A 26,611-nucleotide genomic window follows, 5' to 3' on the forward strand; every position below is an offset into this window, starting at 1 on the left:
CATGGCGCGTATCGACGCGACGTGCGTGCCTGCACGCGCGGGCACGATACTAGGGATAGCACGTTCAATTGCTAATCCCGCCTACAGGCGCCTGGCCAGGATGGAACCCTGGCTACGCCTCGCGGTGCCTGCCCTTCTCGGTATCTTTCTCACTTCCTTGATCGCTGGCGCCATTCTCCAGGCGCTTGATGCGCGCCGTGACGCCGTTCAGGACGCGACCCAGAACATCGCGCTTATCGCCGCCCTGACGGAAAGCTTCGTCGTCCAGCGGACGCCTGATGTAACCCGCCTTGGTGAGACGGCCGTGGGCATACTTGCCAACGCCTTGCCGGATGCCGCAACCGATGACCAGCGCAACATCCTCGTTGCCAACAAGGACGGAAGCATCGTCGCGGCGTCCCATGTCGAGTTAGGCCAAAAAGCTTCGCTTATCGACATCCTTGGTCCTGGCCAGCCGCTCACGACCTTCACCGACCGTGCCGGCGTGATGCAGATCACGCTTCCCGATGGACAGGATGCGCTCGCCACAGCCCGTAGCCTGCCCGGGCTCGGGCAAATCGTCGTGGTTCAGCCCATGAGCGGCGTACTGGCCGGATGGAAGTCGCGGCTCTATGGGCAAGCCACGCTGCTGGCAGCCGCGGCATTCGTGCTCATCTCGATCGCCCTCGCCTATTTCATGCAGGCGGAACGAGCGCGTGCCGCCGACGAGGTCTGCGACCGCGTGAAGGACCGTGTCGACGCCGCGCTCAACCGCGGGCGATGTGGCCTGTGGGATTGGGATATCGCGAGGGGCCGGCTCTACTGGTCGGACTCGATGTACGCCATGCTCGGCTACGAGCGCCGGAACGAATTCCTCTCGTTCGGCGAGGTGAACCGGCTGGTGCACCCGGACGACACGGACCTCTACGGCATGGCCGACCTGCTTGCCTCCTCTCAGGCCAGCGCGATCGACCATGATTTCCGCATCTGCAACGCGACTGGCGACTGGGTCTGGATCAAGGCGCGCGCCGAGATCGTCGAGGGCGAGGAAGGCGAAGGCCCGCATCTCGTCGGCATCGCTATGGACATCACGGAGCAGAAGCGTCTCGCCGAGCGCACCGCGACCGCCGACATGCGCCTCCGGGACGCGATCGAGACGATCTCCGAGGCCTTCGTTCTCTGGGATGCCGACAATCGGCTCGTGATGTGCAATTCAAAATTCCAGAGATTGCGTGACCTCTCCCCCGATGCCGTCATCACCGGCATGGCCTATCAGGATCTCATGGCTGCGAGCGATGCGCCGCTTGTCGCCACCCATCCCGTCGCCCATGACACGCCCAAGATTGGCGCCCGATCGTTCGAGGCAGAGCTCGGAGACGGACGATGGCTCAGGATCAACGAGCGTCGCACGAAGGACGGGGGCTACGTCTCCGTCGGCACCGATATTACCGACCTGAAGCGCCACGAAGAGCAGCTGATCGATTCTGAGCGCCGCCTGCTCCTGACCGTCTCGGATCTCCGTCGCTCGCGCCACAAGCTCGAGGCCCAGGCCACTCAGCTCGCGGACCTGGCGGAGCGCTATCTCGAACAGAAAGCGGCCGCCGAGAGCGCCAATCGCGCCAAATCGGAATTCCTGGCCAACATGAGCCATGAACTCAGGACGCCGCTTAATGCCATCATCGGCTTCTCGGAGGTCATGGAAAGCGGCATCTTCGGCGCCCTGGGAAGCCAGAAGTACAACGAGTACTGCCGGGATATCCGCCACAGTGGCCAATACCTCCTGAGCGTGATCACCGATATCCTCGACATGTCGCGCATCGAGGCGGGCCGCGTGCGCCTCGACAAGGAAGCCCTGACGGTCGACGACATTCTTGCCGACGCCGCACAAGCGGTGAGCAAAGACGCCGAAACCAAGGACATAACGCTTGAGGTTGAGGCGCTACCTGGTGTTGGCCTGCAGGCCGATCGGCGCGCCATGCAGCAGATGCTGGTCAACATCCTGCGCAACGCCGTGAAATTCACGCCGGACGGAGGGCGCGTATCGGTCCGGGCCCGCCTCGCCGCCGAGTCGTTGAACATCTATATCGAGGACAACGGCATCGGCATTCCCGGCGAAGCCGTGAAGAAGCTGGGCCGCCCCTTCGAGCAGGTCGAGACTGAGATGTCCAAGACCTACAAGGGATCGGGGCTAGGCCTCGCCATCGCGCGGTCGCTGGCGGAGCTGCATGGCGGCTCGCTCAAGATCCGCTCAAGCGTCGGCGCCGGCACGATCGTGCTGGTCCATCTCCCGCTGGAACAGATGCGCCGTCGCGCCGCTTGACGCGGTCGCCCGCCCCTCCCCCCTCACGTCTTTCGAGCGACCTTCCCGATAGGTCCGATGACCTGCTCGAAACTGTGGCGCACGCGGGACCGCGTATCCTTGAGGTCACTCGCCAATACTTTCACATCCGGCACGCCGATGGCGGTCGCGATCCGCTTCACCACGGAAGGCGCCACCGCCTTGACATCGAAGGGGCCGTCGACAGTCAGCCGCTGCCATTGAAAGACATCCGAGAGCAGGACGTAGGACGCGCGCAGGTCCTCTCCCTGTTCCGGCGCGACGAGGCCGTTGCGTGCCGCGAAGGCCAGCACCTCTCCGGTCCCGACGAGCCCGCTGATCGCGGGATTGGCGTGAGCATAGGCGAGAACGAGATATTGGGCGATGAACTCGAGGTCGACCATTCCGCCTGGAGCCATCTTGAGATCCCACGGCCCGGTGTCGCCCTTCTCGGTGGCGATGAGATGACGCATGGACGCAACGTCATGGGCCACCGCAGCGGCGTCGCGCTTAGTCCGCAAGATGGACTGCATCGCCGCCGCCGCGTCTTCGGCAAGACCCGGGTCACCCGCAATGGGGCGGGCGCGCGTCAAAGCCATGCGCTCCCATGTCTCGGCCTCACCATCGGCATGATAAGCGAGGAAGCTGCGGAATTGCGTTGCGACCGGCCCCTTGTTGCCTGACGGCCGTAACCGCATGTCCACCTCAAAGAGGCGGCCACGCCGCGTCGGCACGGTGAGCGCACTCACGAGCCGCTGGGTCAGGCGCGTGTAGTAGACGAGCGCCTCAAGCGGCCGCTCGCCATCGCTACGGCTGTTGTCCTGGTCGAAATCATAGAGCACGACGAGGTCGAGATCGGAGGTCGCCGTCATCTCGCGCGAACCAAGGCGGCCGAACCCGAACACCGCGGCGCGCCCACCCGGCACGCGACCGTGCTGCGCGGCGAATTCCGTCTCGACGGCCGAGAGGCAGAGGCGGACGACCGCCTGCGCAACGGCGGAATAGGCCTCGCCGACAGCCTTCGGCGACAAAATGCCGGTGAGGAACTGCGCTCCGACGAGAAAATTTTCCTGGCGCGCGGCGCCGCGAATCCGGTCGAGGAAATCCTCGAAAGACGCGGCCTCGCCAACGAGCCCCCTGAGGCGCGCTTCCGTTGATTCTTCGCTACGGGTGGGGTCCAGGAAGGCCGGATCAATCACCGCGTCGAGCACGTGCGGGCTTGATGCGACGACATCGGCAAGCCGCGGCGCGCTGCCGAGAAGATCCGCGAACAGCGTCAGGAGCCGCTCGCTGGAGCGCAGCATGGAGAGCAGTTCGACGGCCGCCAGCATATGCCCGAAGGCCTGATCCAACGCCGCGAGCGCGGCATCTGGATCGGCACTGCGACCAAGCGCGGTCAGGAGTGCCGGCGTCAGCTCGGTGAGCACCTCGCGCGCGCGAGCGGTGCGCACGGCAGGGCGGCGCCCGAAATGCCAGCCGCGGATCGTTTCGGCAACACGTGATGGATCCTGGAAGCCAAGCGCGCGCAAGGTCTCCAGGGTCTCTGGATCATCGCTTGTGCCGGTAAAGACCAGGCTCCCGACATCGCTCGCCAGCTCTGGCGCCTCCTCGAACAGGAGCGCGTAGTGCTTTTGCACCGCCTGCGCCTCATGGGTGAGCGCATCTGCGAAAGCCGCTTCATCTTGGAAACCACAGAACCTGGCGAAATCGTTGAGATCGCCGGCTTCGCGCGGCAGGCGCTGGGTCTGCTCGTCGGCAACCATCTGCAGGCGATGTTCAACCATGCGCAGGAAGCGGTAAGCCGCGGCAAGATCATCGCGCGCCTGCGCCGTGATCCATCCCTCGGTCACGAGCGCGTCGAGCATCTCCAACGTGCGCCTGCCCCGCAACGCCGGGCGCCGTCCGCCGAACACAAGCTGCTGCGTCTGCACGAAGAATTCGATCTCACGGATCCCGCCACGCCCGAGCTTGATGTCGTGGCCCGCGACGGCGATCGCCTCGTGACCACGCGCCGCGTGGATCTGCCGCTTCATGGCATGGATGTCGGCAATCGCGGCGAAATCGAAATATTTCCGCCAGATGAACGGTGTGAGATCCGCGAGGAAGCGCTCGCCGCGCGCGATGTCACCCGCGATCGCGCGGGCTTTGATGAAAGCAGCCCTTTCCCAGTTCTGGCCGACTGTTTCGTAATAGGTGAAGGCAGAAGGAAGGGAGACAGCAACGGCGGTTGAGCCCGGATCAGGGCGAAGCCGCAGGTCGACCCGGAAGACATAACCATCTCCCGTGCGCTCCTGCAGGAGCTTCACGAGGCCCTGCGCCAGCTTGATGGCGAAGGACGGCGGCTCGGCGCGACCCGCCACGGGGACGTTGTCGGGATCGTAGAAAACGACCAGATCGATGTCGCTGGAGTAGTTGAGCTCGCCCGCGCCATGCTTGCCCAGAGCCAGGATGACGACGCCGCAGTCCTTCTCCGGATGCTGGGGATCGACCGGCGCAAAGCGACCGGCAACCGTCGCCTCCTTCAGCAGAAAGCGCACCGCGGTGCCGACGGCCGCGTCGGCGAAGTCTGTGAGTGCCCCCGTCGTCAGTTCGAGCGGCCAGAGGCCACCGCAATCCGCCAAGGCCACCAGCAAGGCATGCTCGCCGCGCAGGTGACGCAGACGCTTCATAAGCGCCGCCTGATCCTCCGCGTCCTGCCAGCATGTGCTGACCTCCGCCAGGATGCGCTGCCGGCGGGTCTCCGGATCGTCGTTGAGGAGGCCGAGCAGCCTCGCCGGATCAGCCGTGGCGAGAGACCAGAGGAAGGAGGAATGGTCGGCGAGCGCCAGCAGCATGTCGCGGGCGCTGGGCCATTGTGTCAGGCGCTCGGCGAGTTGAAGCGAGGGGACATGCCGCGCCACGTCCGCGATGAGATCATCAAGGCGACGCCCGGCGGCCTCGGCGTCAAAAGGTATCCGCCCGGGCGCGAGCATCGCCGCCAGCCCTTCCGCCGTTTCCCCGCTCTGCCCGCGCTTGGCCATTCTCTCGATCCCCGGCAATGCCTACCCATCTCAGCGCCCTTTTCAGGGAGCCTTGGCAGGCAGAGCTAGCACGGCTTTCAAGCCGGGAGAATTGTCCTCAAGCCGTAATTCGCCACCATGCAGGCGCGCGACGGCGGCAACGAGGCTGAGTCCGAGACCAAATCCGGGCCGCGATCGCGCGGCCTCCAACCGGGCGAAACGCTCCAGCACATGCCCGCGCGCACTTTCGGGAATGCCCGGACCATGGTCGGCGACCGCGATCTCGACGTGATCGCCCTGACGTCGGGCGGCGATGGTGATTGAGGGCGGCGTGCCCGCCGCATCGTCCGCTGCCACACCGTATTTAAGGGCGTTGTCGAGAAGATTGGCCAAGGCTTGGCCAACCAGTTCGCGGTTGCCGTGCAGAGACAGGTCCGGCTCGATATCAACCTCAAGGGGAATCGATGCCTCGTCCGCGACGGCGTCGTAAAGTTCCGCGACACTGTGGGCCACTTCGCTGAGATCGAAATCCGCCATCGTCGCCGCGGCATTCCCGGCCTCCAGGCGCGCGATCATCAGAAGCGCATTGAAGACCCGGATGAGATTGTCCGATTCATCGATGGTGCCCTCCAACGCGCGGGCATAGTCCTCGGGTGTCTTGGCCGTGCGCAACGCCTCTTCCGCGCGGTTGCGCAGCCGGGTCAGGGGCGTTTTGAGGTCATGGGCGATGTTGTCCGAGACCTCCTTCATGCCCGACATGAGTTCGCCGATACGGTCCAGCATGGCATTGAGATTGGTCGCCAGGCGATCAAGCTCATCGCCATTGCCGCTGACTGCCAGCCGCCCATCCAAGTCTCCAGCCATGATTGTGCGCGTCGTTTCCGTCATGGCATCGACGCGTTTCAGCACACGCCTCGTGACGAACCAGCCACCGAGACAGGCGAGTATCGTGACGAGGCCGAGTGACAGGCCGAGCGCCTGCCGGATGACAGCGCCGAGCCGCTCCCGTTCCTCGACATCGCGGCCAACGAGCAGCCTGAAGCCGCCAGGCAGAATGAAGACACGCACGAGGGCACGGCGGACTTGCGCGTCTGGTTCGTCGCTCTGGCGATAGTCCGTCTCGCGGACGCCCGGATCGTCCAGCACGCCTGCCGGCAGGCTGCCGACATTGCCCGCCAGGCGCTCGCCGGCATTGGTGGTGACGAGATAAAGGGAGGCGCTCGGCTCGCGTGTGCGGCGGTCGATGACGCCGACGAGGCGACGGATGCCGCCGAGGCGATACTGTTCGGCGAGCCCGGTGATCTCGGCCTCGATGGTGCCTTGGATCTGGTCGTCGAGGACCTGGCGCGCGTTCCACGCCACGTAGCCCAGGATGAAGCCCGCGAAGAGCGCGAAGACGAGAAGATAGGCGACGGAGAGCCGGAACGCCGTTGCGCGGAATAGCTTAGTGAGCGCTGTCACGAACCATGTATCCCGCACCCCGGATGGTCTGGATCAGCGGGCGCTCGTGGCCTTTGTCGATCTTGGAGCGCAGGCGCGAGACATGCACGTCGATGACATTGGTCTGCGGATCGAAATGGTAGTCCCAGACATTCTCGAGCAGCATGGTGCGCGTCACCACCTGCCCCGAATGGCGCATCAGATATTCAAGCAGGCGAAACTCGCGCGGCTGCAGGACGATTTCCTGGCCGGACCGCGTGACCCGATGTGACAGACGGTCGAGTTCGAGATCCCCGACCCGATAGGTCGTCGCCTCGCCAGTCGGCGCCGCGCGGCGGCGGGACAAGACCTCGATACGCGCGAGAAGCTCGGAAAAGGAGTAAGGCTTCGGCAGGTAGTCATCGCCACCGGCCCTGAGGCCCTTGACGCGATCATCGACCTGTCCCAGCGCCGAGAGGATGAGAACCGGCGTGTCGACATGCTGCTCACGCAGCGATCTGATCACCGACAGGCCATCAAGCTTCGGCAACATGCGGTCGACGATGAGCACGTCGTAGCCACCCTCGCGGGCGAGGGCATAGCCTTCCAGCCCGTCCGGCGCGAGGTCCGCGACGTGGCCGGCTTCGCGCAGCGCCTTCGCGAGATAGGCGGCCGCTTCCTGATCATCTTCGATAACGAGAATCCGCATGAAGTCGAGTGTAGGCGAAGAGTCGTGTTTAGGGAGCGGAAATATCTGCATTTTCGCCTCTTCGCGCCACGCATTCACAAGAAGAGCGGCAGGCTGGCTGATGGCTGCCGGCCTGCCGCGTTGTGGAGAGCCGGTACGCGGTCACGGTCCCCGGCAGGGGTCCGGCTCTCCGGGGATAGGGTGTGGGTGTGGACTGGCCGCCTGTCGCCGGGACCCGCACCGTCACGGGCCGCGCCGTCTCCGGCGGTCAGGCCGGGTTTCGCGGCTGGCGGGATTTCGGGCGTGGCGAAGGGGGCCGACACGCCGCCTGCGCGGCGCGCCGTCCTCCCCCGTCAAGCCTTACGCCACCGGCAGGGCGACGAAGCGTGAGCCGTCCTCGGTCTTCAGGCGGAACAGCACCGCCTTGCGGCCTTCCTTCTTGACGTCGGCGATCACCTTGGTGATGTCGGCCGGCCGCTCGACCTTGCGGCCCGAGGCCTCGACGATGACGTCGCCGGTCTTCAGGCCCCGCTCCTCGGCGGGCGAGCCGGGCTGGACGCCCATCACCACCACGCCGTCCTGGCCGGCACCGCCGACGCTGGCCGCGGGCGCCAGTTGCAGCCCGAGCTTGGCCTGGCCGGCGCCCTGCTCCTCGCCCAGCGCCGCCGTCTTCTCACCCGGCATCGTCGCCAGCGTCAGCGCGATCTTCTGCGTCTTGCCGTCGCGCCACACCGTCAGGTCGAGCTTGGAGCCCGGCGCATGGCCGGCGATCTCCCGCGACAGGGCGCGCGCGTCACTGACCGTCTTGCCATCGAGCGCCACGATCGCATCGCCCGTCTTCAGGCCCGCCTTGGCCGCCGGACCATTGTCCTCGACGCGCGCCACGATCGCCCCTTCCGCCTTGTCCAGCCCGAGGCCCGCCGCGATATCCGCCGTCACCGGCTGGATCTGCACGCCGATATAGCCGCGGCTCACCGCGCCCTTGTCCTTCAGCTGCTGCACCACCGACTGCACCGTCTCGGACGGGATGGCGAAGGCGATGCCGACATTGCCGCCCGACGGCGAGGCGATCGCCGTGTTGACGCCCACCACCTGGCCGGACAGGTTGAAGGTCGGGCCACCGGAATTGCCCTTGTTGATCGGCGCGTCGACCTGGATGAAGTCGTCATAGGGACCGGCCCCGATGTCACGGCCACGCGCCGAGACGATACCCGCCGTCACCGTGCCGCCAAGCCCGAAGGGATTGCCGACCGCCACCACCCAGTCGCCGACCCGCGGAGCAACCCCCGCCAGCGGCACATAGGGGAACGGACCCGCCTCGTCGACCTTCAGGAGCGCCAGATCCGTCTTCGGATCGGTGCCGATCACCTTGGCCGACAAGCTGCGCCCGTCATCCATCTTCACCTGGATCTCGCTGCCCTTCTCAACCACATGGTTGTTGGTGACGACATAGCCGTCCTGGCTGATGAAGAAGCCCGAGCCCTGCGCCTCGCCGAAGCGGCGCGGCTGCTGGCGCTGGCCGCCCTGCGGCCCGCCCTCGCCACCGAAGCGGCGGAAGAACTGCTCGAAGGGGTTGTTGGGGCCACCCATGCCAGGACCCATGCCAGGACCCATGCCGGGACCACCGAACTGTTCACCGCCCTGGCCGCCGAAGCGCTGCATGCCGCCGTCATCGCGGACATTGTCGATCGCCACCTTCACCTGCACCGACACGACAGCCGGCTTCACCCGGTCGACGAGATCGGCGAAGGAGGCCTGGCCGGGCACCGTCACCGCCGGCGCCGGCGCGATCTGCTGCGCATAGGCCGGCCCATAGGGCGGGGCCACCAGACCCTGCAGCACACCCGCCGTGCCCAAGGCCGCCAGCGCAACCGCGCCCAGCAACAGCGACTTGCGCGGGCTCGACTTGCGGAGGTTCGACCGCGGCGTGGCAGGGCTCTGCGAATTCTTGTCCATCATCATCGTCTTTCCAGTCACGCTCGCACCAGGCCCAATCCCCCAGGGTTCCGGTGCGGGGACGCGGATATCGCGCCCCTCTTCGCTACAGACAATGACAAACCCCCGATTACAGCACCCTCTCAAACCCATGAATTCTTCGTAAGATTCACGCGCCCATCGGACAGGCAAAAAGCGCAAGCCTTTCCACCGCCTAAACGCCTCAATCGGCGCCGAGTGCAGCCTCCAGCCGCGCTTTCTCCTCGTCACTCAGGGGAACGGCGAGAGCCTGCCGGCGTCGACGTCTGACGCCAAGCGCGATGGCGATAGCTCCACAGCCAAGGATGAGAAACGGTGCGCCCCAGAGCAGCACCGTCGTCGTCGTCACCGGCGGCCTGAGCAGCACGAACTCTCCGTAGCGCGCGACCAGGAAGGTCCTGACCTGCTCGTCGCTGTCCCCCGCCTTCAGACGCTCACGGACGAGAATACGCAGGTCACGTGCAAGCGGCGCATTCGAATCATCGATGGACTGATTCTGGCAGACAAGACAGCGCAGGCCGGACGAGATCGCGCGTGCCCGCGCTTCCATGGCCTTGTCCGGCAAGATCTCGTCAAACTCGACGGCGCGCCCCACCGAAAGCCCCCCCGCCAGGAATACGAGGAGAGCCATCAGGACACCAAAGGCAGCCCCCCCACGCCGCGCCCGGTCGCGCGGGCCAGAGACAGTGATAGGGGCTGCAAGCAAGAGGCCGCGCATCCCCTACTCCGCGGGCACGGCAGCGACATCCAGGCGGCGGCGTGGAACGCCGACACGGATGCGCCGATCGGTCAGGGACAACGCCCCGCCTGCGGCCATGATGATAGAACCGAGCCAGATCAAGGTCACATAAGGCTTCCAATAGGCCCGCAGGCCAATGGCTCCTTCGGCTTCATTGTCGCCGAGGCTCACATAGAGCTGTCCAAGACCGATCGTCCTGATACCAGCCTCGGTCGTCGGCATGCCGCGCGTCGTATAAAGGCGCTTGGACGCCTCCATGGTGCCGAGATCGCGACCGTGACGCGAAAGCGTGAAACGCGCGACGTCCTCGCGATAGTTGTTGGCGGCCCTAGGAAACACACCGTCCAGGCGCAGGGTATAGGGACCGGTCTGGACGGTTCCGCCCGGCTTTACCAGCGCGATGTCCTCGGTGCTCCAGGCCGAAGCAGCGATGCCGATCACCACCACGCCAACCCCGGCATGCGCCAGGGTCGTCCCCCATGCGGAGCGCGGCAGGCCAACGGCACGACGCCAGACAACGCCGAGCTGTGCGCCCTTCGGCCAGCACCGCGTGAGCGTATCGGACAGGGAGCCGAAGATGATGAAAAAGCCGAGGCCGATGCTCACGACGGCCAGGACCGGGCCGCCCTCGGTGATCGCGATCACAGCCAGAGCCACCGCGATGGCGAGTGCGAAGGCCCCCATCAGCCGCTGGGCCGCTCCCAGCAGATCCCCGCGCTTCCACGCCAGTGTCTGGCCAACAGGAATGATGAAGAGCAGCGGCAGCATGATCGGCAGGAAGGTCGCCTCGAAATAGGGCTCGCCGACCGAGATCTTCTCGCCCGTCAATGACTCGAGAGCGAGCGGATAGAGCGTGCCGATGAAGACCGTCGCGCAGGCTGTCGCGAGGAAAAGGTTGTTGAGGACGAGGGCCCCCTCGCGCGACACCGGCGCGAAAATCCCCCCTTGCCGCAGCAACGGGGCACGCCACGCAAACAACGCGAAGGCGCCGCCAATGAAAAAGATGAGGATGCCGAGGATGAAGGCGCCGCGCGCGGGATCGGTCGCGAAGGTGTGCACGGAGGTCAGCACGCCTGAACGGACGAGAAAAGTACCGAGCAACGAGAGCGAAAAGCTGACAATCGCGAGCAGGATCGTCCAGACTTTCAACGCATCCCGCTTCTCCATGACGACCGTGGAGTGAAGCAGCGCCGTCGCGGCCAGCCAGGGCATGAAAGACGCGTTCTCGACCGGATCCCAGAACCACCAGCCTCCCCAGCCGAGCTCGTAATAGGCCCAGTAGGAGCCCATCGCGATGCCGAGCGTGAGAAAGACCCACGCCGTCAGGGTCCAGGGCCGCACGGCCCTCGCCCACAGCGCATCGATACGCCCTTCCACGAGGGCGGCGGCGGCGAAGGAGAACGTTATCGAGATGCCGACATAGCCGATGTAGAGGAGCGGCGGATGAATGGCGAGACCGATATCCTGAAGGATCGGGTTGAGATCCTGCCCCTCGAAAGGCGCCGGGCTGATCCGAGCGAAGGGATTGGAGGAGGCCAGAAGGAAAAGCAAGAACGCACTGGCGATCAAGGCCTGGAAACTCAGCGTCAAAGCCTTGAGGCGCAAGGGCAGCGAGTGACGGGCCATGGCGACGAGCGCCGCGAAGAGCACGAGGATGAAGATCCACAGCAGCATGGAGCCTTCATGGTTTCCCCACACACCGGTGATCTTGTAGAGCATCGGCTTCAACGTGTGCGAATTCTCGACCACGTTGAGAACGGAGAAATCCGACGTGACGTAGGCATATGTGAGCGCAAGGAAAGCGAAACCGACCGCGACGAAAGTGCCGAGGGCCGCTGGAGCGGCGACGTTCATCAGGGGCTCGTCGTTAGCAAGAGCCCCCCAGAGCGGCAGGACGAATTGCACCAGCGACAACGCGAAAGCGAGCGTGAGCGCGAAATGGCCGAGTTCGACTATCATTGCGTCGCCCCGGCCTGACCTGCCTCACCCGTATGTTGCCAAAGCCCCTGCTGCTTCAGGGCGTCGGCGACCTCGCGGGGCATATAGCGTTCATCATGCTTGGCAAGGACGCTGTCTGCCGTGAAGCGCCGGTCCGCGCCGAGCACGCCCTCCGCCACCACGCCCTGCCCCTCACGGAAGAGATCAGGGAGCAAACCCGTGTAGTTGACGGTGATGGCGTGGTTGGCGTCCTTCACAACAAAAACGACCCGCTGCCCGGGCTCACGCATAATGGAGCCCTCCGCTACCAGCCCCCCAAGGCGCAGGCGCGTACCGGGCTTGATATCCATGCTCACGATGTCGCTCGGCGCACGGAAGAATACGATCGTATCCCGCATCGCGACCAGGACGAGCGCCAGCGCCATGGCGATGACCGCACCGCCGGCAACGATCAGGGAAAGGCGGCGTTGCTTACGGGTCATTGGCACTCACGAGGATCGCGGCTCTAATTTTTAGACTCGCGGAGAGGCTATGCAACCTCCACCGCATACACACTTCCGGCATCCCCCCCTCGGGGAGCCAACGCCAGGAGAGCCAACGTCTGGAGATCCAACGCCCGGGGACTCGTCTCTTGGGCATCATGGCGACTTATCCGATGACGACTGAAGCGCGTCCGCAAGAGGAGCGAGCCGCGCCAGCGCGGCCTCGTCGTCCTTGAAGCGCTCCCGGGCCTTGGTGAGCGCGGCCAGAGCCTCTGCCCTCGCGCCAAGCACGATCTGTGACCGGACAAGCCTGACCCAATCCTCGATGCTGCCGCCGTCAGCCTCCAGACGTGCCGCAAGGCCGGCGACCATGCCCCGGATGGCCTCGTCACGTTCGGCATCTGGCAAGCGAGCGATAGCCTCGGCGGGCGCATTGCGCTGCAGTTTGGCGATATGCGTATCGACGATGGGTGCCCAGGGGTCATCCTGACCAGCATCGCCCCGCAGCTCCCTGAAAAGGCTGAGGGCCTCAGCGACGCGACCATCCTGCTCAGCCGCCAGCGCGACGTAGTAGCGTGCTTTCGGGAGCTTGGGCTCCAGCTTCAGCGCGGCTTTGAAATTTTCAAGGGCATCCGCGGTGACGAGCCCACCGCTGCTCATCACCTGCGCCTCGGCCAGACCAGCTCGGCGTGCGGCGTTGTCACCTTCCAGACGAATAGAGGCCGTATAGGCACGCACTGCGTCGTCCGAACGGCCCATCCGCATGTAGATCGGCGCGAGGATAGTCCAGCCGCGTCCATCCTCCGGCGCGTTGGCAAGATGCGCCTCAACCCGTCCAACGGCCTGCTGGAGGTCCATCTGCGCAGTATCCGCGATCCGGTCGGAAAACGGCGCGGCGGGCAAATGCGGAGATCCACGCAAGCTGTAGAAAGCAAGCGAGACAAGCGGAATCATGGACAGGGCTACAGCCGATGCGGCGCGCCGACGGCGAAGGGCCAATTCGCCTTGAGCCGGCGATTTGGATGGCTCGTTCGCCACGGCTTTCAGGAAGCGACGCCCGACTTCGGCGATCGCCACGTCCTTCTCCGCCGGGGACAGAAAACCCCGCGCCACATCCCGTTCAATTTCGCGGATCTGATCTTTGACGAACGACTTTTCTCCCGTCGATGGACCACCGACGGAAAGCGGCCGCGAGAGCGGCCAGAGCACGGCGAGAATAGCCGCGCCCATCATCAAGGCGAAGACAAGCCAAAGCACCATGCCCTCTTCTGTACAGCAGGATGCCGGCCGACTTCAGGGCATGATCAGGCGACATTCTGTCGCGGGATTTTTCATCAGCAATATCAGCCTGTTAATGGGCAGCAGAAACGCCCGCGCCACAGGCGCCCCTCGCCCTGCATCAGCCGATGCGGAAGGTGTGCTCGCTAAAGAAACTGGTATAGATCGTCCGCGAAATCATCTTATATTCGACCGATTTCATAAATGCAAAAATCGGTGACATCTCCGGATTGCAAAAATCGAAGTCAAAATCTTCGACCGCAACGATCGTTGGCCGGAATTTTTCCCAATCATTGGATTGAATGACTTCCAGATCAAGGCTTTCGACGTCGACATTCATGAAATCAGGCGCGCTTTGCGCGAAGTATTCCTCCATCACATCGGCAAGCGTGACAACCTTTGTAGGGATGCGACGTTGCACCTGGATCTTCTGGCTTTCGGCGATCTTGTCAGAGAAATCCGGAGAAAGCGTATTGCTCGACCCCCATTCGTGGAACACGAAAAAGTCAAGACAGCCGCGCTCCCGCGCAACAGCCATGTTCAAGTTTATGTCGTCTGGGCGGCGTTCACGGAACTGCTCGATCATGAAGGGATTGGGATCGATATTCACGCCGCTCCATCCCTTCGCATGGAGAAGCCGGGTATTCGAGTACAAATCGGGGTGGAAGCAGCCAATATCGAGATAACGCCCTGACGGTCGATCTCGGAACAGATAATCGATGACGGCATCTTCGCCCCAGTGGGCGAATGCCACTTTTCCGCAATCGGGTATGATCCGCGCTTGTCGCGCCTCAATCTCCGCCAGGCGCACCATTGCCTCGTCGCGCTGCTGGAAAAGCCTCCGGAGAGGTGGAACCTGCACGGCAATCGCTTTTATGTGCTTTTTCAGTGCCAATTTATTCATGAAACGCCCCTATTTTGCGAAGATTACGGGGGTGCCATGGATGCAGCATCGCAAATTGCACGATTGCTATCGCGTTTCGCGCGCGGTCAGGTGGCCGGAAGGGTCAGCACCGCGCGTAATCCACCAAGGGGGGCATCCTCAAGCTTGAGGGAGCCATCATAAAGACCGGCGAGTTCCACCACGATCGCAAGGCCTAGGCCCGAGCCCGGCTTCGACTCGTCCAGCCGACGTCCACGTCGCAGAACCTCGGAGCGCGCCTCGGTGACAAGTCCAGGGCCATCGTCGTCGATCGTCACGACGAGAAGTGAACGCTCGCCGCTGACCTCCAGCTCGGCCCGGAGCTCGACTCGCGATTCCGCCCATTTGCAGGCGTTGTCCATCAGATTTCCGACCATCGCCTCGAAGTCCTGCCTCTCGCCACGAAAGCGAATACCGGCCGGGACGGTGGTGGTAATGGCGATATCGCGCTGCCGATAGATCCGCTCCAGCGCGCGTTGCAGTCCCTCGATCACCGGCACGACCTCGGTGATCGATCCAAGGGCGCCAGCAAGGGCCGCGGCGCGAGCACGATCGAGATAGTAATTCACCTGATCGCGCATGATGGCCGCCTGCACGCGTACCGTATCCGCCAGTGGGCCCCCGTTGGCGGCGGCCTCGTTGAGGATGACGCTGAGCGGCGTTTTCAACGCATGCGCCAGATTGCCCACATGCGTGCGAGCCCGCTCCAATATCTCTCGGTTGGCTTCGATCAACACATTCAGTTCGTCGGCAAGCGGAGCGATGTCTTTTGGAAAGCTTCCCTCGATGCGAGCAGCGTCGCCACGCCATACATCCCCGACCGCTCCCCGCAAACGCACGAGCGGACGCAGGCCAAACCGGACCTGGAGCAGTGTGATGATGGCAAGCGCAAGGCCGAGGGACACGAAGGTGACCGCCAGGGTAATCCCGAACCGTCGTGTCTCCGCGTCGATCTCATCAGCGGGCGCGGCGACCGTCACGCGGTAGCTGCCTTCCTCCGCGAGATCAATGACCCGCTCGATGGTACGCAGCTGGCGTTCGTCCGGGCCGGCGATATAGGCCTTGCGGATAGCGCCCGGCGAATCGCCAGGCACTGTGGGCAGTTCTGCGAGTTGCCCGCCGAACAGCGAACGGGATGTGCGGATCTCCGCGTCGCCCGCCGTGCGGGCGACCTGCCAGTACCAGCCCGACAAGGGGAGATCAAATCGCGGCTCGGCCGTGACGGCAATCTCTTTGCGATCAAACGGCCCGGGAACCGCGAGATCCGAGACGAGATCGGTCAGATAAACATTCAGGCGTTCGTCGAAACCACCTTCCGTCGTCTGGCGATAGAGTGTCGACAGCACGGATCCCGCGATTGCCAGAATGATAATGCTCAACAATCCTCCGGACCACAGCAAGCGCGTGGCGATGGAACGTGGAGGAAGCGTCGAGAAGAGTTTGCGTCGCATCAGAAGATTGGGTCGGACAAGGGCTGGGGACGCTCGGAATGAAGGCAACCAGGGACGATTTCGAAGGCGCGCTCAGTCGCCCCCCTGAGCGTTCCACGCCCCGGAGAGATCCGCCAGGTCATGCGGTATCCGGGGGCTGCAGCAGATAACCAAGCCCACGGACCGTCTGGATGACGTCCACGCCGAGCTTGCGCCTGAGACGTCCCACGAAGACCTCAATGGTGTTGGAATCACGATCGAAATCCTGGTCGTAGAGATGCTCGACGAGTTCGCTGCGGGAGATGACGCGCCCGGTATGATGCATGAGATAGGCGAGCAACCGGTACTCGTGGGAGGTGAGCTTGATCGCCGTCCCATCAACCACGACCCGCCCGGAGCGCGTGTCGAGGCGCACCGGTCCGCAGGCGAGTTCGCTGGTAGCGTGCCCCGCCGCCCGCCGCAGCAGGGCTCTCACACGCGCCAGCACCTCCTCCATGTGAAACGGCTTGGCGACATAGTCATCAGCGCCGGCATCGAAGCCCTGGACCTTGTCGCTCCAGCGATCGCGGGCCGTGAGAATGAGAACGGGCATCGTGCGACCCGCCGCCCGCCAGGCCTGCAGCACGGCAATGCCGTCAACGGTGGGCAAGCCCATGTCGAGGACGATCGCGTCGTAGGGCTCGGTCTCTCCAAGGAACTGGCCCTCGGCGCCGTCGAAGGCCTTGTCGACGACATATCCCGCCTGCGTCAGCGCGTCCGACAGCTGACGGTTGATGTCCCTGTCATCCTCAACGATCAGAATACGCACGGCTCTGTCCTATAAGCTCTACGTACGGGACGCCATCCGCAACTTGACGGTGTCACAGGCCCGACTTTCCGGGCGCAGGCGCGGCGGGTGTTGTCGAATCAGGAGGCTGCTCGTTCACCGGTTTAGCGTTCTTTCTCTGTCCCACATGTTCCCGGCGCCGCATCACCTTGCCGCTCACCGCGTCCAATGTCAGACGCACCACCTTCCCATCAGCTCGCAATATGGCAAATTGATAGATCAAGGCATTGCTGTCATTTCGGCACAGACGCGCCTGCACCGCCTGCCCTCCGCCCGTCGATGCCCGCGCGGCGCGCAGGGCGACCGCTGGGGACACCACAAGCTTCTGCGCCACGGCGTCCCGCGTTTCCTTGGCCGACAGGCACTGGACCGCCGCCTGGGAAGAGCTGGGAACACCAACGGCGGCGACGGACAGCAGACCCAGGCTACCGACCATGGCGCGCACCAGGAAAAGCCCACCCCGGGGCAAAGAGCTGTCGCGCACGAGAGGCGATTTGGCCGCGGATGACAACTTGGCCATGGAACTCCAACATCAGCAGCGGATCATAGGACCGATCGGTCCCCTATACATCTCATGCCTCGGCCCTTGGGTGCAATTGCATCAATCACGTGTTGCGTCTGCGCAACTGGAGCACACTGGACGCGATGAAGCTGCCGCCAGCGATCACCTGCAGAAGCGCATCGGAAAAGCCCGCGGTGTCGAGGCCTGTCGTATCGAGCCCAGCCAAGGACAACATGATCGAAGCCAGGCCCACGAGATTGGCCCAGATCGGCCGGCTGAGCAGGATTGTACGCAGTTTGCCCATTTGTCCGTACTCCTCATTTTTTGATGAAAGGGGATCAGGCGCGGCCGAAGATGCCATCGCCAATGCATTGCGCTGCACAGCCGCGACACGCTTGCGCCAGCCGTTGCCGAACACGGATGCTGTTGGAAGCCTGCCGAGAAACGCGAGCCGGAGCGCGGAGTAGCGTTCGATCAGGGCGGTCGGCTCGGTGGCGCCGGCCGCGCGCAGTGTGACAGGACCGATCAATCCGTCACGGGACATGCCAAGTGCCTCCTGCAGAATGAGGATGGCCCGCCGTGGCCCGGAGTTCACCGCGCAGTCGAAAACGACAAAGTCAACGCCGCTCGGCAAGGCGTCGGCCTGAACAGCTCTCCAGTAGTCCTGCCGGTAGATGGCTGTCGCCTCGGTGAGGCCCAGCGCCCGCACCTCGGCCTTCGAGACCTCCCGGCCACGAAACCGCCCGAGGGTCGCCCGCGTGATCCCGAGATTGGTCGCACCACCGGGGTCCTGCGGATGGTCGACATAGCCGCCCTCGCTGGCAAGCACATGATCCACCGCTTTTTGGAAGTTGGTTGCCACCATGATCGGCTCCCCATAAAAATGCCGCCTTTCGGCGGGCATGGATCAATCGCGCGGACAGTGGAGACAGGATGCCTCCCCGCCCAACATGAGAGTTTGAGAATGCTGAAGATCGTCGTGGCGCTCGGCGCCGCTGTGGCTGCCTGGGCCGTTGCCGGCTGCGCGAATGACCCGCAGCGAGAGGCTCTGCGTCGACAGCAGCGCGCCGAAGGCGTTCCAGAATATGTGCAGGTGCAGACACGTCAGCGCGCGACCGACTCGTTCAGCGAGCGGCGCTGGTAACAGGCAGGCGGTGCTTCCGCCTCGCGTCGCCTTGAGGGGGCCGCTTCTAAAGCGTCAGGGCCTCAAGGTCCGCGTTGGCGAGCGACGCGTTGAATTCGATATCGCTCGCCAAAGCTCCCCACCACTCGGCGGCGGTCACCGAACCGCCGCCCCACCGCTCCGTCGTGACCACGGGCATAATTCCACTGGTATCGGTGACCACCGCCGCCCCGTTCAACGAGCCCGCGAAGTCATTTGGCGCGGCTCGGATCGCGACCTTGAACAAGGCATTATCCGCGACGCTGCCGAGCATCAGATTCGCCTGGGGCGTGCCTCCGGTGGTCACGATATAGCGGAGTACGCCTGCCGCATCGCGGAGCAGCCGATGGCTGTTGGCTTCGCTGCCGTCGTCCGCCTGCCACAAGACCTGATCACCCGATTTTCCCGCGGAGGCGCGGGCCGTGAGCATGCGGCTCGTGGTTCCGAGGACTGCGCGGGGGCGTTGCAGGCGCTCCGTGCCGCGTTCCACCGCGCCAATCTCGGTGGCGATCGGCGAGGACGAGAAGGTGCCCAGCTCCAGCTGTGGAAGGCCAATGCGCAGGGTGAAATCGATCGCCGCCCCAACCGCGTGATTCATGGCGAAGCGCGGCTGAATATGGGTGATGGCCGTGGCGAAGCTGAATGTGAAAGCGAAGCGCTTCAACTCGCTCGTCAGTTCCGGCGCGATCGAGGCGGAGGCGGCAGCGACGCCCGATGGCTGCGGCGGAATATAGAACCGGAAGCTTGATACATTGGCCATCGAGCCGCCGACGAGCGCCAGATAGGCGTTCATGGTCCAGTTCTGTCCGTTCAATGCGGCAATCACAGATGTCGGCTCGAAGATCAACGGATAGCCGCCGGTATCCGTCGTCGTGCCGTGATAACGGACGTCGATACAAGTCATTCCACGGTACTGAAAGGGCGCGGAAATGGTGCGGGTGAGACCGCTGGCGCCTCCGTTCTGCCAGTTTGTCGGCCATGCTCCACCAGAACCGATCACGCCGGGCGTGGTCCCGCGAAAGAGACTGTTGCGAATGGCATTCGTGCGCGCGCCCTCGAGCAGAAGACCATCCGCGCCGCCGCTGTTGAAGCGATATTCAAATCGCGGAACATCGATGCCGGCGGTCTGTAGGTCACCGCTCTCCCCCCAGCAGACAGCGGGTGTGGCGCGGGAGAAAGTCACGCCCAGCCCGGCAACGATCGCAGGCCATGAAGCCGTTGCCAGGCTGTGCCGCAGAAAAAAAACGCCATTGGCGAAGTCGATGACGCGGCTTGGTCGTCGTATCACGCCGCTCGCGCGCAAGGCCGCGAGCGAAGCGCCGAGTTCGGCCGCAGCGGCGGTATTGGGACCACCTCCGTCCGGCAAGGTCAGGTTGAGAACTTGGTTCGGCGCCAAGCCGGTTATCGTCGCGGCAACCGCACCGGTGGAAACACTGCCGATCGACAGTTGGTTCGGCGGGCCGCTTGGCCCGGGCGGCCCGGGCACGACAATCTCGATGACCAAAGGCTCATCGGCCCCTGGAACCATGGCGATCGGACCGTCGGCGTCACAGATTACGTCATCGTCGCAGGACATGGGACCTCCATCAGTCATCGCCTAGACCGCCGACGCCCGTGATCGCGCCGCGCAGGAGGGTGAGTTGCTGGCCATCCGGCCGCCGCCACTCGACTTCGTAGCTCGATCGCCGCCCTTCGGGGATTGCGCGTGTCTCGGCAAGGGTGGGCTGCCAGACGACCTCACCAGCGGGGGCGCTGACCGTCAGCCCGTCGGCATCGCCGGTGGATTTACGCAGGACGCCTAGACGGGAGACGACGGTCAATACGATCTCGCCGCCGCTGAAATCGAGCGGCTCAGCCTCCCCGTCCCTGTTCGTCTTGAAGCGGAAGGTGATCGGCTGGTTGTTGCCGCGCACTATCGCGAAGTCATAACATACCGGCTTCATTGATTTTTTCCTGAAGGTGACAATCAGGAGGATGCGGCGTCGAAGCGCGCATAGTGGATAGAGACGCGCAGCTTGCCGCCGGTGAACGCGCCCCCGTTCGCCGTGATCAGGAGCGCCGTGTTCGCATAGAAGGCGGTGGGGCCGATCACCCCGATGTTCTCAGAAGCGAGGCCTACGCCGAGCAGATCGCCGAATTTCGTGGGCTCGCTGGCAATGCCGATTGAAAAGGATGTCGCGCCTGTCACGGCCTCGATCACACGTTCTGTCACCGCCAGTACGATCGCACGGTCGGGAATGACGATGCCCGAGGTGACACTGGTGCCGGTCAACGCGCGCTCCTCCTCCGCGATCGCGAAGCCGCCCGTCGCGCCATGCTCGGAACTCGCCACGATGCCGCTGCCGCCCACTGCCGCTATCCAGGCGGCGCCGGTCCAGGTCACGCGCAAATCCTCGTCGCACACATAGGCCTGCCAGCCGACGCGCGGGATGAGGAAGGTCCAGGCGCCATCCTGGAAGGCCGCGATCTGCTGGGCGTGGCCGGCCCAGGCCCCCGTCGCGGACGCCGCGACGATCCAGGCGGCACCATCAGCCGGCGAGGCCGGTGGGCTGGCGAGATGCCGATCCTCCACCGCCAGCTGAACCAGCGTGTCGAGCCTCGACAAGGCTTCGTTGTGGGTGACGTGTTTTTGCGCCTGCGCCGCCGCGATGAACGGCAGCGCAAGATTGGGCGTCTCAGTCATGGAAGGATCCGGAAACTAGAGGATGGGAATGGTGACGCGGGCCTCGAAGCCCCGGCCGACCACCGTGCTCATCTGCGCCAGCGCGAGCGTGAGCGCGGTCTGGGTGCCGCCGAAATCTGCCAGTTCGTCCGCGACGGCATAGAAGATGGCGGGCGATCCGCTCGTCAGCCGGCGCCTGACTGCCGCGCCGTCGAGGATGTCGAGCGCGTAGTTTTCCACCTCCTCTCCGAGCGGGATCTCCGCCGCCTCCCAGCCATCCCCGTCGATGCGGCTGCGCCTGATGAAGGTGATCGCGATGCCGCCCGCTACGCGGCGCGCGCGAATATGGACAGGCGTGAAGGGCATCAGCGCCAGTGGCCCGACCGTGGCGCTCACCGCGCGCATGATAGGATCGCCGTGGTCACGCCCCACCGGCCCGACGCGATAATGCCAGCTGCGACCGAGATCCGCCGGGCTGTCGGTGAGCCCGACAATCGCGCGATCGAGACGCACGATGGTCGCGCCCGGCGGCACCGGCCGGGCGGCGGCTTCCTCCGAACCGCCGAGACCGCGCAGCAGACGGCTGAGGCGGTAAGTCCCGTCGCCGATCAATTCGGCCCGCGCGGCACTCAGGATTTCCCACAGCCCGTCGGGTCCCTTCAGCGCGAAGCTGTTGGCGCCCGCCAGCGCGGCCGTGTCATCGACGCTCGCCAAGGCGCCGCCCCACAGCCGCACGGTCAGGCTGTTAGCCTTATCCCAGCGCCAGAGCGGCCCGGGTGCGAGACTGTCCCACGTTTCGCCGACGGCGGCGGACAACGGGGCGACGGTGTGCTGAACGAAGCTCGTGCCATCCGCTGAACGCCAGACCATCTGGCGACCCGGCCACGGGTCCGCCGCGACGGCCATATGCTGCAGCGTCGGTGGGCTTTTCGTCACGATCGGCAAATCGAGAACGATCACCGCCGGCCGGCCCGGAACTGGCGGCGACGGCGCCGTATGGCGGGGAATGTCAGGCATCGTCCCGTCATGCAGCGTGGGCTCGATGGCGCGCAGGCCGACACGCCGGGAGAGGCCATCGGTGACCCGCTGGATCTGGTAGATCCGGCGACCACCGCCAACGGGCACGTCGAGAAGATCGCCCGGCTCGAGCCCCACCATCCGGGGGCTCATGCCGAGATCAAGCGTCTCGCGGCCTATCCAGGCGTCCTGTAAGGCGAGATCCGCGAGGCGCTGCGCCTCGGCGGGACCGGTGATGACGGCGAGGTCGGTGCCTTGCTCGCGGGCGCTGCCGGCGCTCAGACGCCGTGACGCGGCGGCGCTGCGCCTGTACTCACGGTCACCATCGGTAAAGCCGATGCGATATTCGCGCGGCAGGTCGGTCTCCTGCGCGCGGCGCAATGCCATGCCGGCGCCCGCATCGTCGGGAACGAGCGCGCCCGGCTCCACCGCGATGAGAGCGCGCCGTCCAGTACCGCGGAAATGGACCGCCTGCCCGCTGGCAACCGCATCGAAGCCATAGGCGCCCGCCAAAGGCTCCAGGATCGCACGGACGCTCATCGGACGCTCCACGACATAGCCGTCGAGAAAGCCATCGATCGCAAGTTCGGAGGCCGGGGCGAGGCCGAAGTCAGCGAGAACCTGGGCCACGAGCCGGTCGAGCGGCAGGCCCTCCAGGCGTCCGGTCAGCCAATGGCCGCTCTGCCAATTCGTTCCATCCGCCCAGGTGCTCGTCTGGTCGGGAAAGGCGGGGAATGGCCGAGCATCCCACGCCCAGACGAAGACGCCGGCAGGATCGACCATAGGCCTCCCATAGAGCGGCGAGATCGGATTGGCCGCGTCTGCGCCCTCGCCGTAATGGCCGATGAGGACCTCCAAGGCCCGGCTCTGAATGAGATCATCTCTCACCCGGCGCGAATAGGGCGGATAGGCTGACTCCGATGACTTCGGGTCCGGGAAGACATTTGGCCCATTGGTGCCCTTGTCCACCGCCGGGATGCCGATCTCGGTGAGCCAGATCGGCTTTGCGCAAGGCACCCAGGCGGTTTCACCCGTCTCCACGCCGCCGACCCGCTCGACATGGGGGTTCTGCCACCACCCGGCGAGGTCCTTGGCCCTGTAGATCCAGGGTTTGCCGTAGTCACCGTCGGCGATCGGCGTGCGGATCTGCGCGTCGCGATCGGCATCGCTGGCGTAGTACCAGTCAAAGGCCTCGCCTGCCGTGATCCGCCGCTTGAGATAGTCCTGATCGTAGATCGAATAGGCCTCCGCCGCGTCGCGGTGGGCAGTGCCGTCGCGCCAATCGGTAAAAGGGGGATAAAAATCGATCCCGACCGCGTCGATTGCCGGGGACGCCCAGAGCGGATCGAGCGGGAAGCGCACCTCGCCGCCCTCACGGACATGCGCGCCGTATTCGGTCCAATCAGCCGCATAAAGGATCGTCGTGTCCGCTCCGACGACACTGCGGACATCAGTCGCCAGCGTCATCATTTGCTCGACCGCCGGGTAAAGTCCGGCGCCGCGCCGCACACGCGTCAACCCCACGAATTCCGAGCCGATGATGAAGCCATCGACACCACCAGCCACCATGGCGAGATGCGCATAATGCAGGATCTGCCGGCGCAGGCTCCATTCGTCCGGCCCCGCATAGAGGACCGTATCGGCGACGGCCATGAAATGGCCGGGCAAGGCATCGCCAAAGAGCTGGGCGATCTGTTCACCGGCATCAGGGGTGCCATCCGGCGAGCCCGCTTGCCCCGGCGCGGGATGGCAGGTAATGCGGCCACGCCACGGGAAGGCCGGCTGGCCTGGTTCGTCCGCATAGGGGTTCGGCAGATCGTTGCCCAGGCTTACGTCCATCATGACAAAGGGATAAAGGACGACCTTTAGGCCGCGTGCCTTGATCACGCGGATGAGATCAATCACCGAGCTATCCGAGGGCGTGCCACCATAAGTCGGGCGCGCGTCGAGCTGGCTGACCTGCCGCGCAGACAGGCGGTCGAGCCCGGCGACCTGCCAGGTTAGATCCTCCGTCGTCTTCAGATAGGTCTCGACGCGCGGCGTGATCGTGCAATGGCCGGCGCGCAGATCGTCACCGAACCAGCTCACGACGAGGGCGATCCGCTCCAGATTGGGACAGAGCGCCTGCAACACGTCGAGTGAGGCAATGACATCGCTTGGCCGGAAGAGCTGGTGGCGGTTCTCCGAGCGTGTAACGCCCGGGCCCAGCACCTGCGACACCGCCTGCGGCTCGTAGATGAATTCGCTCGCTCCTGGGATGAAATCCACGGCGCGTACCATCTCGGCGAGGCCGGAGACCGGCCGCAGCACCTCGAAGGAGAATTGCGGGATGCGGTTGCCGAAATCCTCAAGCGGCAGGCGCTCGAACACGACATAGGCGAGACCGCGATAGCGCGGTGCATTGTCCGCGCCTTCCTTGGCGACGATGAGCGGGTCGGCCTCCTGATCCTCATGGCCCGGGTGGACGCGCATGACGAACGTGCTCTGGTCGAGCTCGCGGCCATCGGCCCAGACGCGGCGGACGAAGGCGATCGGCCCCTCGCACAGACCAACGGCGAGGTTGGCGAAATAGCTGTAATTCGTGGTGACGGTTGAACCGCCGCCGCCAAGCTTGCCGCCGCCCGCGCTCGCCTCGCTCGTATGGGCGACTTCCTCAAGCCGGGTCGCCCAGATGAGCTGGCCGCCGACACGGGCGCGGCCGTAGACGCGCGGCACGCCCGCCCCTTCGGTGGAGGTGAGCCCCTGCACGTCATTGAGGCGCGGCCCTTCCACATAGCGCGTGCCGCCGCCGGAAGAGAGCAGCGCGGTGTCGATGGCGGCGCCCGCGAGCCCACCGATGGCGCGGCCGATGATGGCGCCGAACGGCCCGCCGATGGCCCCGCCAAGCGCCGAGCCCGCAACCTGAAGGACGAGTGTGGCCATCAGTCCAGGATCTCCGGAAAAGAAAAACTTGCGACGTGGTGGCGACGCCACCAGCCGCCGAGGGCGACTTCCGCGACGCGCGCGCCGGCATGGGCATGCACCATGCCCGCCTTCGTCGTCGCGATGGCGAGATGGGTGGCCGGCAGATGCGCGCGCCAGCGGAAGAGAAGCACGTCGCCGGGACGGGGCGGGACGCTGTCAAGCGGCCGGAAGTGGCGCAGCATAGCCTCCGCCAGGAGCTCCCGGTGGCCGGCTTCGGCCCAGTCCGGGCTGTAGGCCGGGGGCGACTCAGGCTCGGCACCATAGAGCTGCCGCCAGACACCGCGCACGAGGCCGAGGCAATCGCAGCCGATACCGCGCAGCGAGGCCTGATGTCGGTAAGGCGTGCCGATCCAGCCGCGCGCGGCCTCGGCGACCTGCTCCCGAGTGGGCGACGTGCTCATCGGAAGAAGCTGCCGCCGTCGTGGCCAGCCTCGCCCGGCAGCGGATAGCGCACGACGAAGTCGTTGCCGGGCATGTGCGGAAAGCCGCGGAAATTGGCCGCATTGCCGAATTTCGCCCGACAGGTCGCGAAACGCTTGTCGCAGCCGGCCGTGATGCGCAGACGGTCGCCGACGGCGATGTTGCGCGGCACGGGCTGCCAGAGCAGCACCTCGCCGCGCCCGGTCGCCGCGCGATGCGCCTTCACATCCACGCGCATCCCCGCATTGGCCCCATCGAGCCAGCGGACCTGGCCCGCCGTGAACCAATCATCCGCATAGCCGCCGAGATCCGTCGCGCCGAAGCCGAGGCGGCCGTCGGTCGACGTCACCGCGACCTCGGCGGCGAAGGCCGGATCGGCAAGGTCGATCCCGCAATGGCCGTCGCCGAGATCGGCCGAGCAGGTGGTGCGATAGACGCGCCCCCTCTCCTCCCCGTAGCGATGCATCAGCCCGCGCACTTCCGCCGCGAAGGCATGTTCCGTGCGCCGCACCTCGCCGGTCGAGCCGACCTCCAGCAACAGGCGCGCGCTCACTTCAGCCCAGTTCACGAGCCACAGCTCGACATTGGCATCGTCGTAGAGGCCGGAGGCCAGATCATCTTCGGTGAGGCTCGCGGCGGTCAGAACCCCCGAGACATCGCCGCCGCCGACCGCAAAGCCCCGCTCGGCCGTGATTTCAGCCGCCTCCAGCCCCGTGCCAGCCCGGAAGACGACATCGGCGAAGGTGAGATCGCGATCATGGTCGGTGAAGCCCATCGCGACGCCGTCGCGGCGCGTCAGCTTCCAGCAATGGCACAAGGTCGTCACCCCGCCGGCGAGATGGCCGGCGAGCCCGGGATCGATCAGGCGCATGGAATGGCTCCAGTCGTTTTTT

General features: G+C 65.1%; 21 protein-coding genes. 2 read left to right on the plus strand and 19 right to left on the minus strand.

The features are described 5' to 3' along the window. Nucleotides 1–100 precede the first annotated feature (100 nt). Nucleotides 101–2,299, plus strand: a complete 2,199-nt coding sequence (locus tag KIO74_RS08580; RefSeq protein WP_249730910.1) for a PAS domain-containing sensor histidine kinase — start codon at nucleotides 101–103, stop codon at nucleotides 2,297–2,299. 23 nt (nucleotides 2,300–2,322) lie between these two features. Here KIO74_RS08580 and KIO74_RS08585 read toward each other — a convergent pair whose 3' ends face one another. The 13 genes from KIO74_RS08585 to KIO74_RS08645 all read right to left on the minus strand — a co-directional run bounded on the left by KIO74_RS08585 (nucleotide 2,323) and on the right by KIO74_RS08645 (nucleotide 18,358). Beyond that, on the minus strand, nucleotides 2,323–5,316 hold the full coding sequence (locus tag KIO74_RS08585; protein ID WP_213331613.1) for a bifunctional [glutamine synthetase] adenylyltransferase/[glutamine synthetase]-adenylyl-L-tyrosine phosphorylase: 2,994 nt from the start codon (nucleotides 5,314–5,316) through the stop codon (nucleotides 2,323–2,325). Between the two features lie 42 nt (nucleotides 5,317–5,358). Continuing rightward, nucleotides 5,359–6,756 (minus strand): ATP-binding protein, encoded by a 1,398-nt coding sequence (locus tag KIO74_RS08590; protein WP_213331614.1) that lies wholly within the window; start codon nucleotides 6,754–6,756, stop codon nucleotides 5,359–5,361. Continuing rightward, nucleotides 6,740–7,423 carry a response regulator transcription factor gene (locus KIO74_RS08595; protein ID WP_213334629.1) on the minus strand — a complete coding sequence of 228 codons (684 nt, stop codon included), beginning with the start codon at nucleotides 7,421–7,423 and terminating at the stop codon, nucleotides 6,740–6,742. Before KIO74_RS08595 ends, KIO74_RS08590 begins: the two co-directional genes overlap by 17 nt. A 339-nt stretch (nucleotides 7,424–7,762) precedes the next feature. Continuing rightward, nucleotides 7,763–9,361 (minus strand): Do family serine endopeptidase, encoded by a 1,599-nt coding sequence (locus KIO74_RS08600; protein ID WP_502762108.1) that lies wholly within the window; start codon nucleotides 9,359–9,361, stop codon nucleotides 7,763–7,765. Nucleotides 9,362–9,560: 199 nt separating this feature from the next. Continuing rightward, nucleotides 9,561–10,007 carry a cytochrome c-type biogenesis protein gene (locus KIO74_RS08605; RefSeq protein ID WP_213334649.1) on the minus strand — a complete coding sequence of 149 codons (447 nt, stop codon included), beginning with the start codon at nucleotides 10,005–10,007 and terminating at the stop codon, nucleotides 9,561–9,563. A 90-nt stretch (nucleotides 10,008–10,097) separates the two neighbouring features. Further along, nucleotides 10,098–12,074: a heme lyase CcmF/NrfE family subunit gene (locus KIO74_RS08610; RefSeq protein WP_213331615.1), complete on the minus strand. Its 1,977-nt coding sequence runs from the start codon at nucleotides 12,072–12,074 to the stop codon at nucleotides 10,098–10,100. After that, the gene (ccmE, locus tag KIO74_RS08615; protein WP_213331616.1) at nucleotides 12,071–12,535 is read right to left on the minus strand and encodes a cytochrome c maturation protein CcmE; all 465 of its coding nucleotides are present in this window, start codon (nucleotides 12,533–12,535) and stop codon (nucleotides 12,071–12,073) included. Before ccmE ends, KIO74_RS08610 begins: the two co-directional genes overlap by 4 nt. A 156-nt stretch (nucleotides 12,536–12,691) precedes the next feature. Then, nucleotides 12,692–13,795, minus strand: coding sequence for a c-type cytochrome biogenesis protein CcmI (gene ccmI / locus KIO74_RS08620; RefSeq protein WP_213331617.1), 1,104 nt, complete (start codon nucleotides 13,793–13,795; stop codon nucleotides 12,692–12,694). Between the two features lie 139 nt (nucleotides 13,796–13,934). Further along, nucleotides 13,935–14,717: an FkbM family methyltransferase gene (locus tag KIO74_RS08625; protein ID WP_213331618.1), complete on the minus strand. Its 783-nt coding sequence runs from the start codon at nucleotides 14,715–14,717 to the stop codon at nucleotides 13,935–13,937. 86 nt (nucleotides 14,718–14,803) lie between these two features. Then, nucleotides 14,804–16,114, minus strand: coding sequence for a sensor histidine kinase (locus KIO74_RS08630; protein WP_249730911.1), 1,311 nt, complete (start codon nucleotides 16,112–16,114; stop codon nucleotides 14,804–14,806). 190 nt (nucleotides 16,115–16,304) lie between these two features. Next, on the minus strand, nucleotides 16,305–16,973 hold the full coding sequence (locus KIO74_RS08635) for a response regulator transcription factor (RefSeq protein ID WP_213331620.1): 669 nt from the start codon (nucleotides 16,971–16,973) through the stop codon (nucleotides 16,305–16,307). Between the two features lie 52 nt (nucleotides 16,974–17,025). Continuing rightward, nucleotides 17,026–17,511: a PepSY domain-containing protein gene (locus KIO74_RS08640; protein WP_213331621.1), complete on the minus strand. Its 486-nt coding sequence runs from the start codon at nucleotides 17,509–17,511 to the stop codon at nucleotides 17,026–17,028. An 85-nt stretch (nucleotides 17,512–17,596) separates the two neighbouring features. Next, complete coding sequence (locus KIO74_RS08645; protein ID WP_213331622.1) at nucleotides 17,597–18,358, minus strand: glycoside hydrolase family 108 protein; 762 nt, start codon at nucleotides 18,356–18,358, stop codon at nucleotides 17,597–17,599. A 99-nt stretch (nucleotides 18,359–18,457) separates the two neighbouring features. Between KIO74_RS08645 and KIO74_RS08650 the strand changes: the two genes are divergently transcribed. Then, nucleotides 18,458–18,637 (plus strand): hypothetical protein, encoded by a 180-nt coding sequence (locus KIO74_RS08650; protein WP_213331623.1) that lies wholly within the window; start codon nucleotides 18,458–18,460, stop codon nucleotides 18,635–18,637. 46 nt (nucleotides 18,638–18,683) lie between these two features. Here KIO74_RS08650 and KIO74_RS08655 read toward each other — a convergent pair whose 3' ends face one another. Genes KIO74_RS08655 through KIO74_RS08680 form a run of 6 tightly spaced genes read right to left on the minus strand, consistent with a single transcriptional unit; the run spans nucleotide 18,684 to nucleotide 26,589 of the window. Beyond that, nucleotides 18,684–20,231 carry a phage head spike fiber domain-containing protein gene (locus tag KIO74_RS08655; protein ID WP_213331624.1) on the minus strand — a complete coding sequence of 516 codons (1,548 nt, stop codon included), beginning with the start codon at nucleotides 20,229–20,231 and terminating at the stop codon, nucleotides 18,684–18,686. 10 nt (nucleotides 20,232–20,241) lie between these two features. Then, nucleotides 20,242–20,598, minus strand: coding sequence for a hypothetical protein (locus tag KIO74_RS08660; protein WP_213331625.1), 357 nt, complete (start codon nucleotides 20,596–20,598; stop codon nucleotides 20,242–20,244). Between the two features lie 23 nt (nucleotides 20,599–20,621). Then, nucleotides 20,622–21,338 (minus strand): DUF2793 domain-containing protein, encoded by a 717-nt coding sequence (locus tag KIO74_RS08665; RefSeq protein ID WP_213331626.1) that lies wholly within the window; start codon nucleotides 21,336–21,338, stop codon nucleotides 20,622–20,624. A gap of 15 nt (nucleotides 21,339–21,353) precedes the next feature. After that, nucleotides 21,354–25,256: a baseplate multidomain protein megatron gene (locus tag KIO74_RS08670; protein WP_213331627.1), complete on the minus strand. Its 3,903-nt coding sequence runs from the start codon at nucleotides 25,254–25,256 to the stop codon at nucleotides 21,354–21,356. Continuing rightward, nucleotides 25,256–25,699 carry an NlpC/P60 family protein gene (locus KIO74_RS08675; protein WP_213331628.1) on the minus strand — a complete coding sequence of 148 codons (444 nt, stop codon included), beginning with the start codon at nucleotides 25,697–25,699 and terminating at the stop codon, nucleotides 25,256–25,258. Before KIO74_RS08675 ends, KIO74_RS08670 begins: the two co-directional genes overlap by 1 nt. Continuing rightward, the gene (locus KIO74_RS08680) at nucleotides 25,696–26,589 is read right to left on the minus strand and encodes a phage/gene transfer agent baseplate hub protein (protein ID WP_213331629.1); all 894 of its coding nucleotides are present in this window, start codon (nucleotides 26,587–26,589) and stop codon (nucleotides 25,696–25,698) included. Before KIO74_RS08680 ends, KIO74_RS08675 begins: the two co-directional genes overlap by 4 nt. Nucleotides 26,590–26,611 lie beyond the last annotated feature (22 nt).

The sequence above is a fragment of the Chelatococcus sp. HY11 genome (assembly GCF_018398335.1).
In the GTDB taxonomy this organism is placed as follows: domain Bacteria; phylum Pseudomonadota; class Alphaproteobacteria; order Rhizobiales; family Beijerinckiaceae; genus Chelatococcus.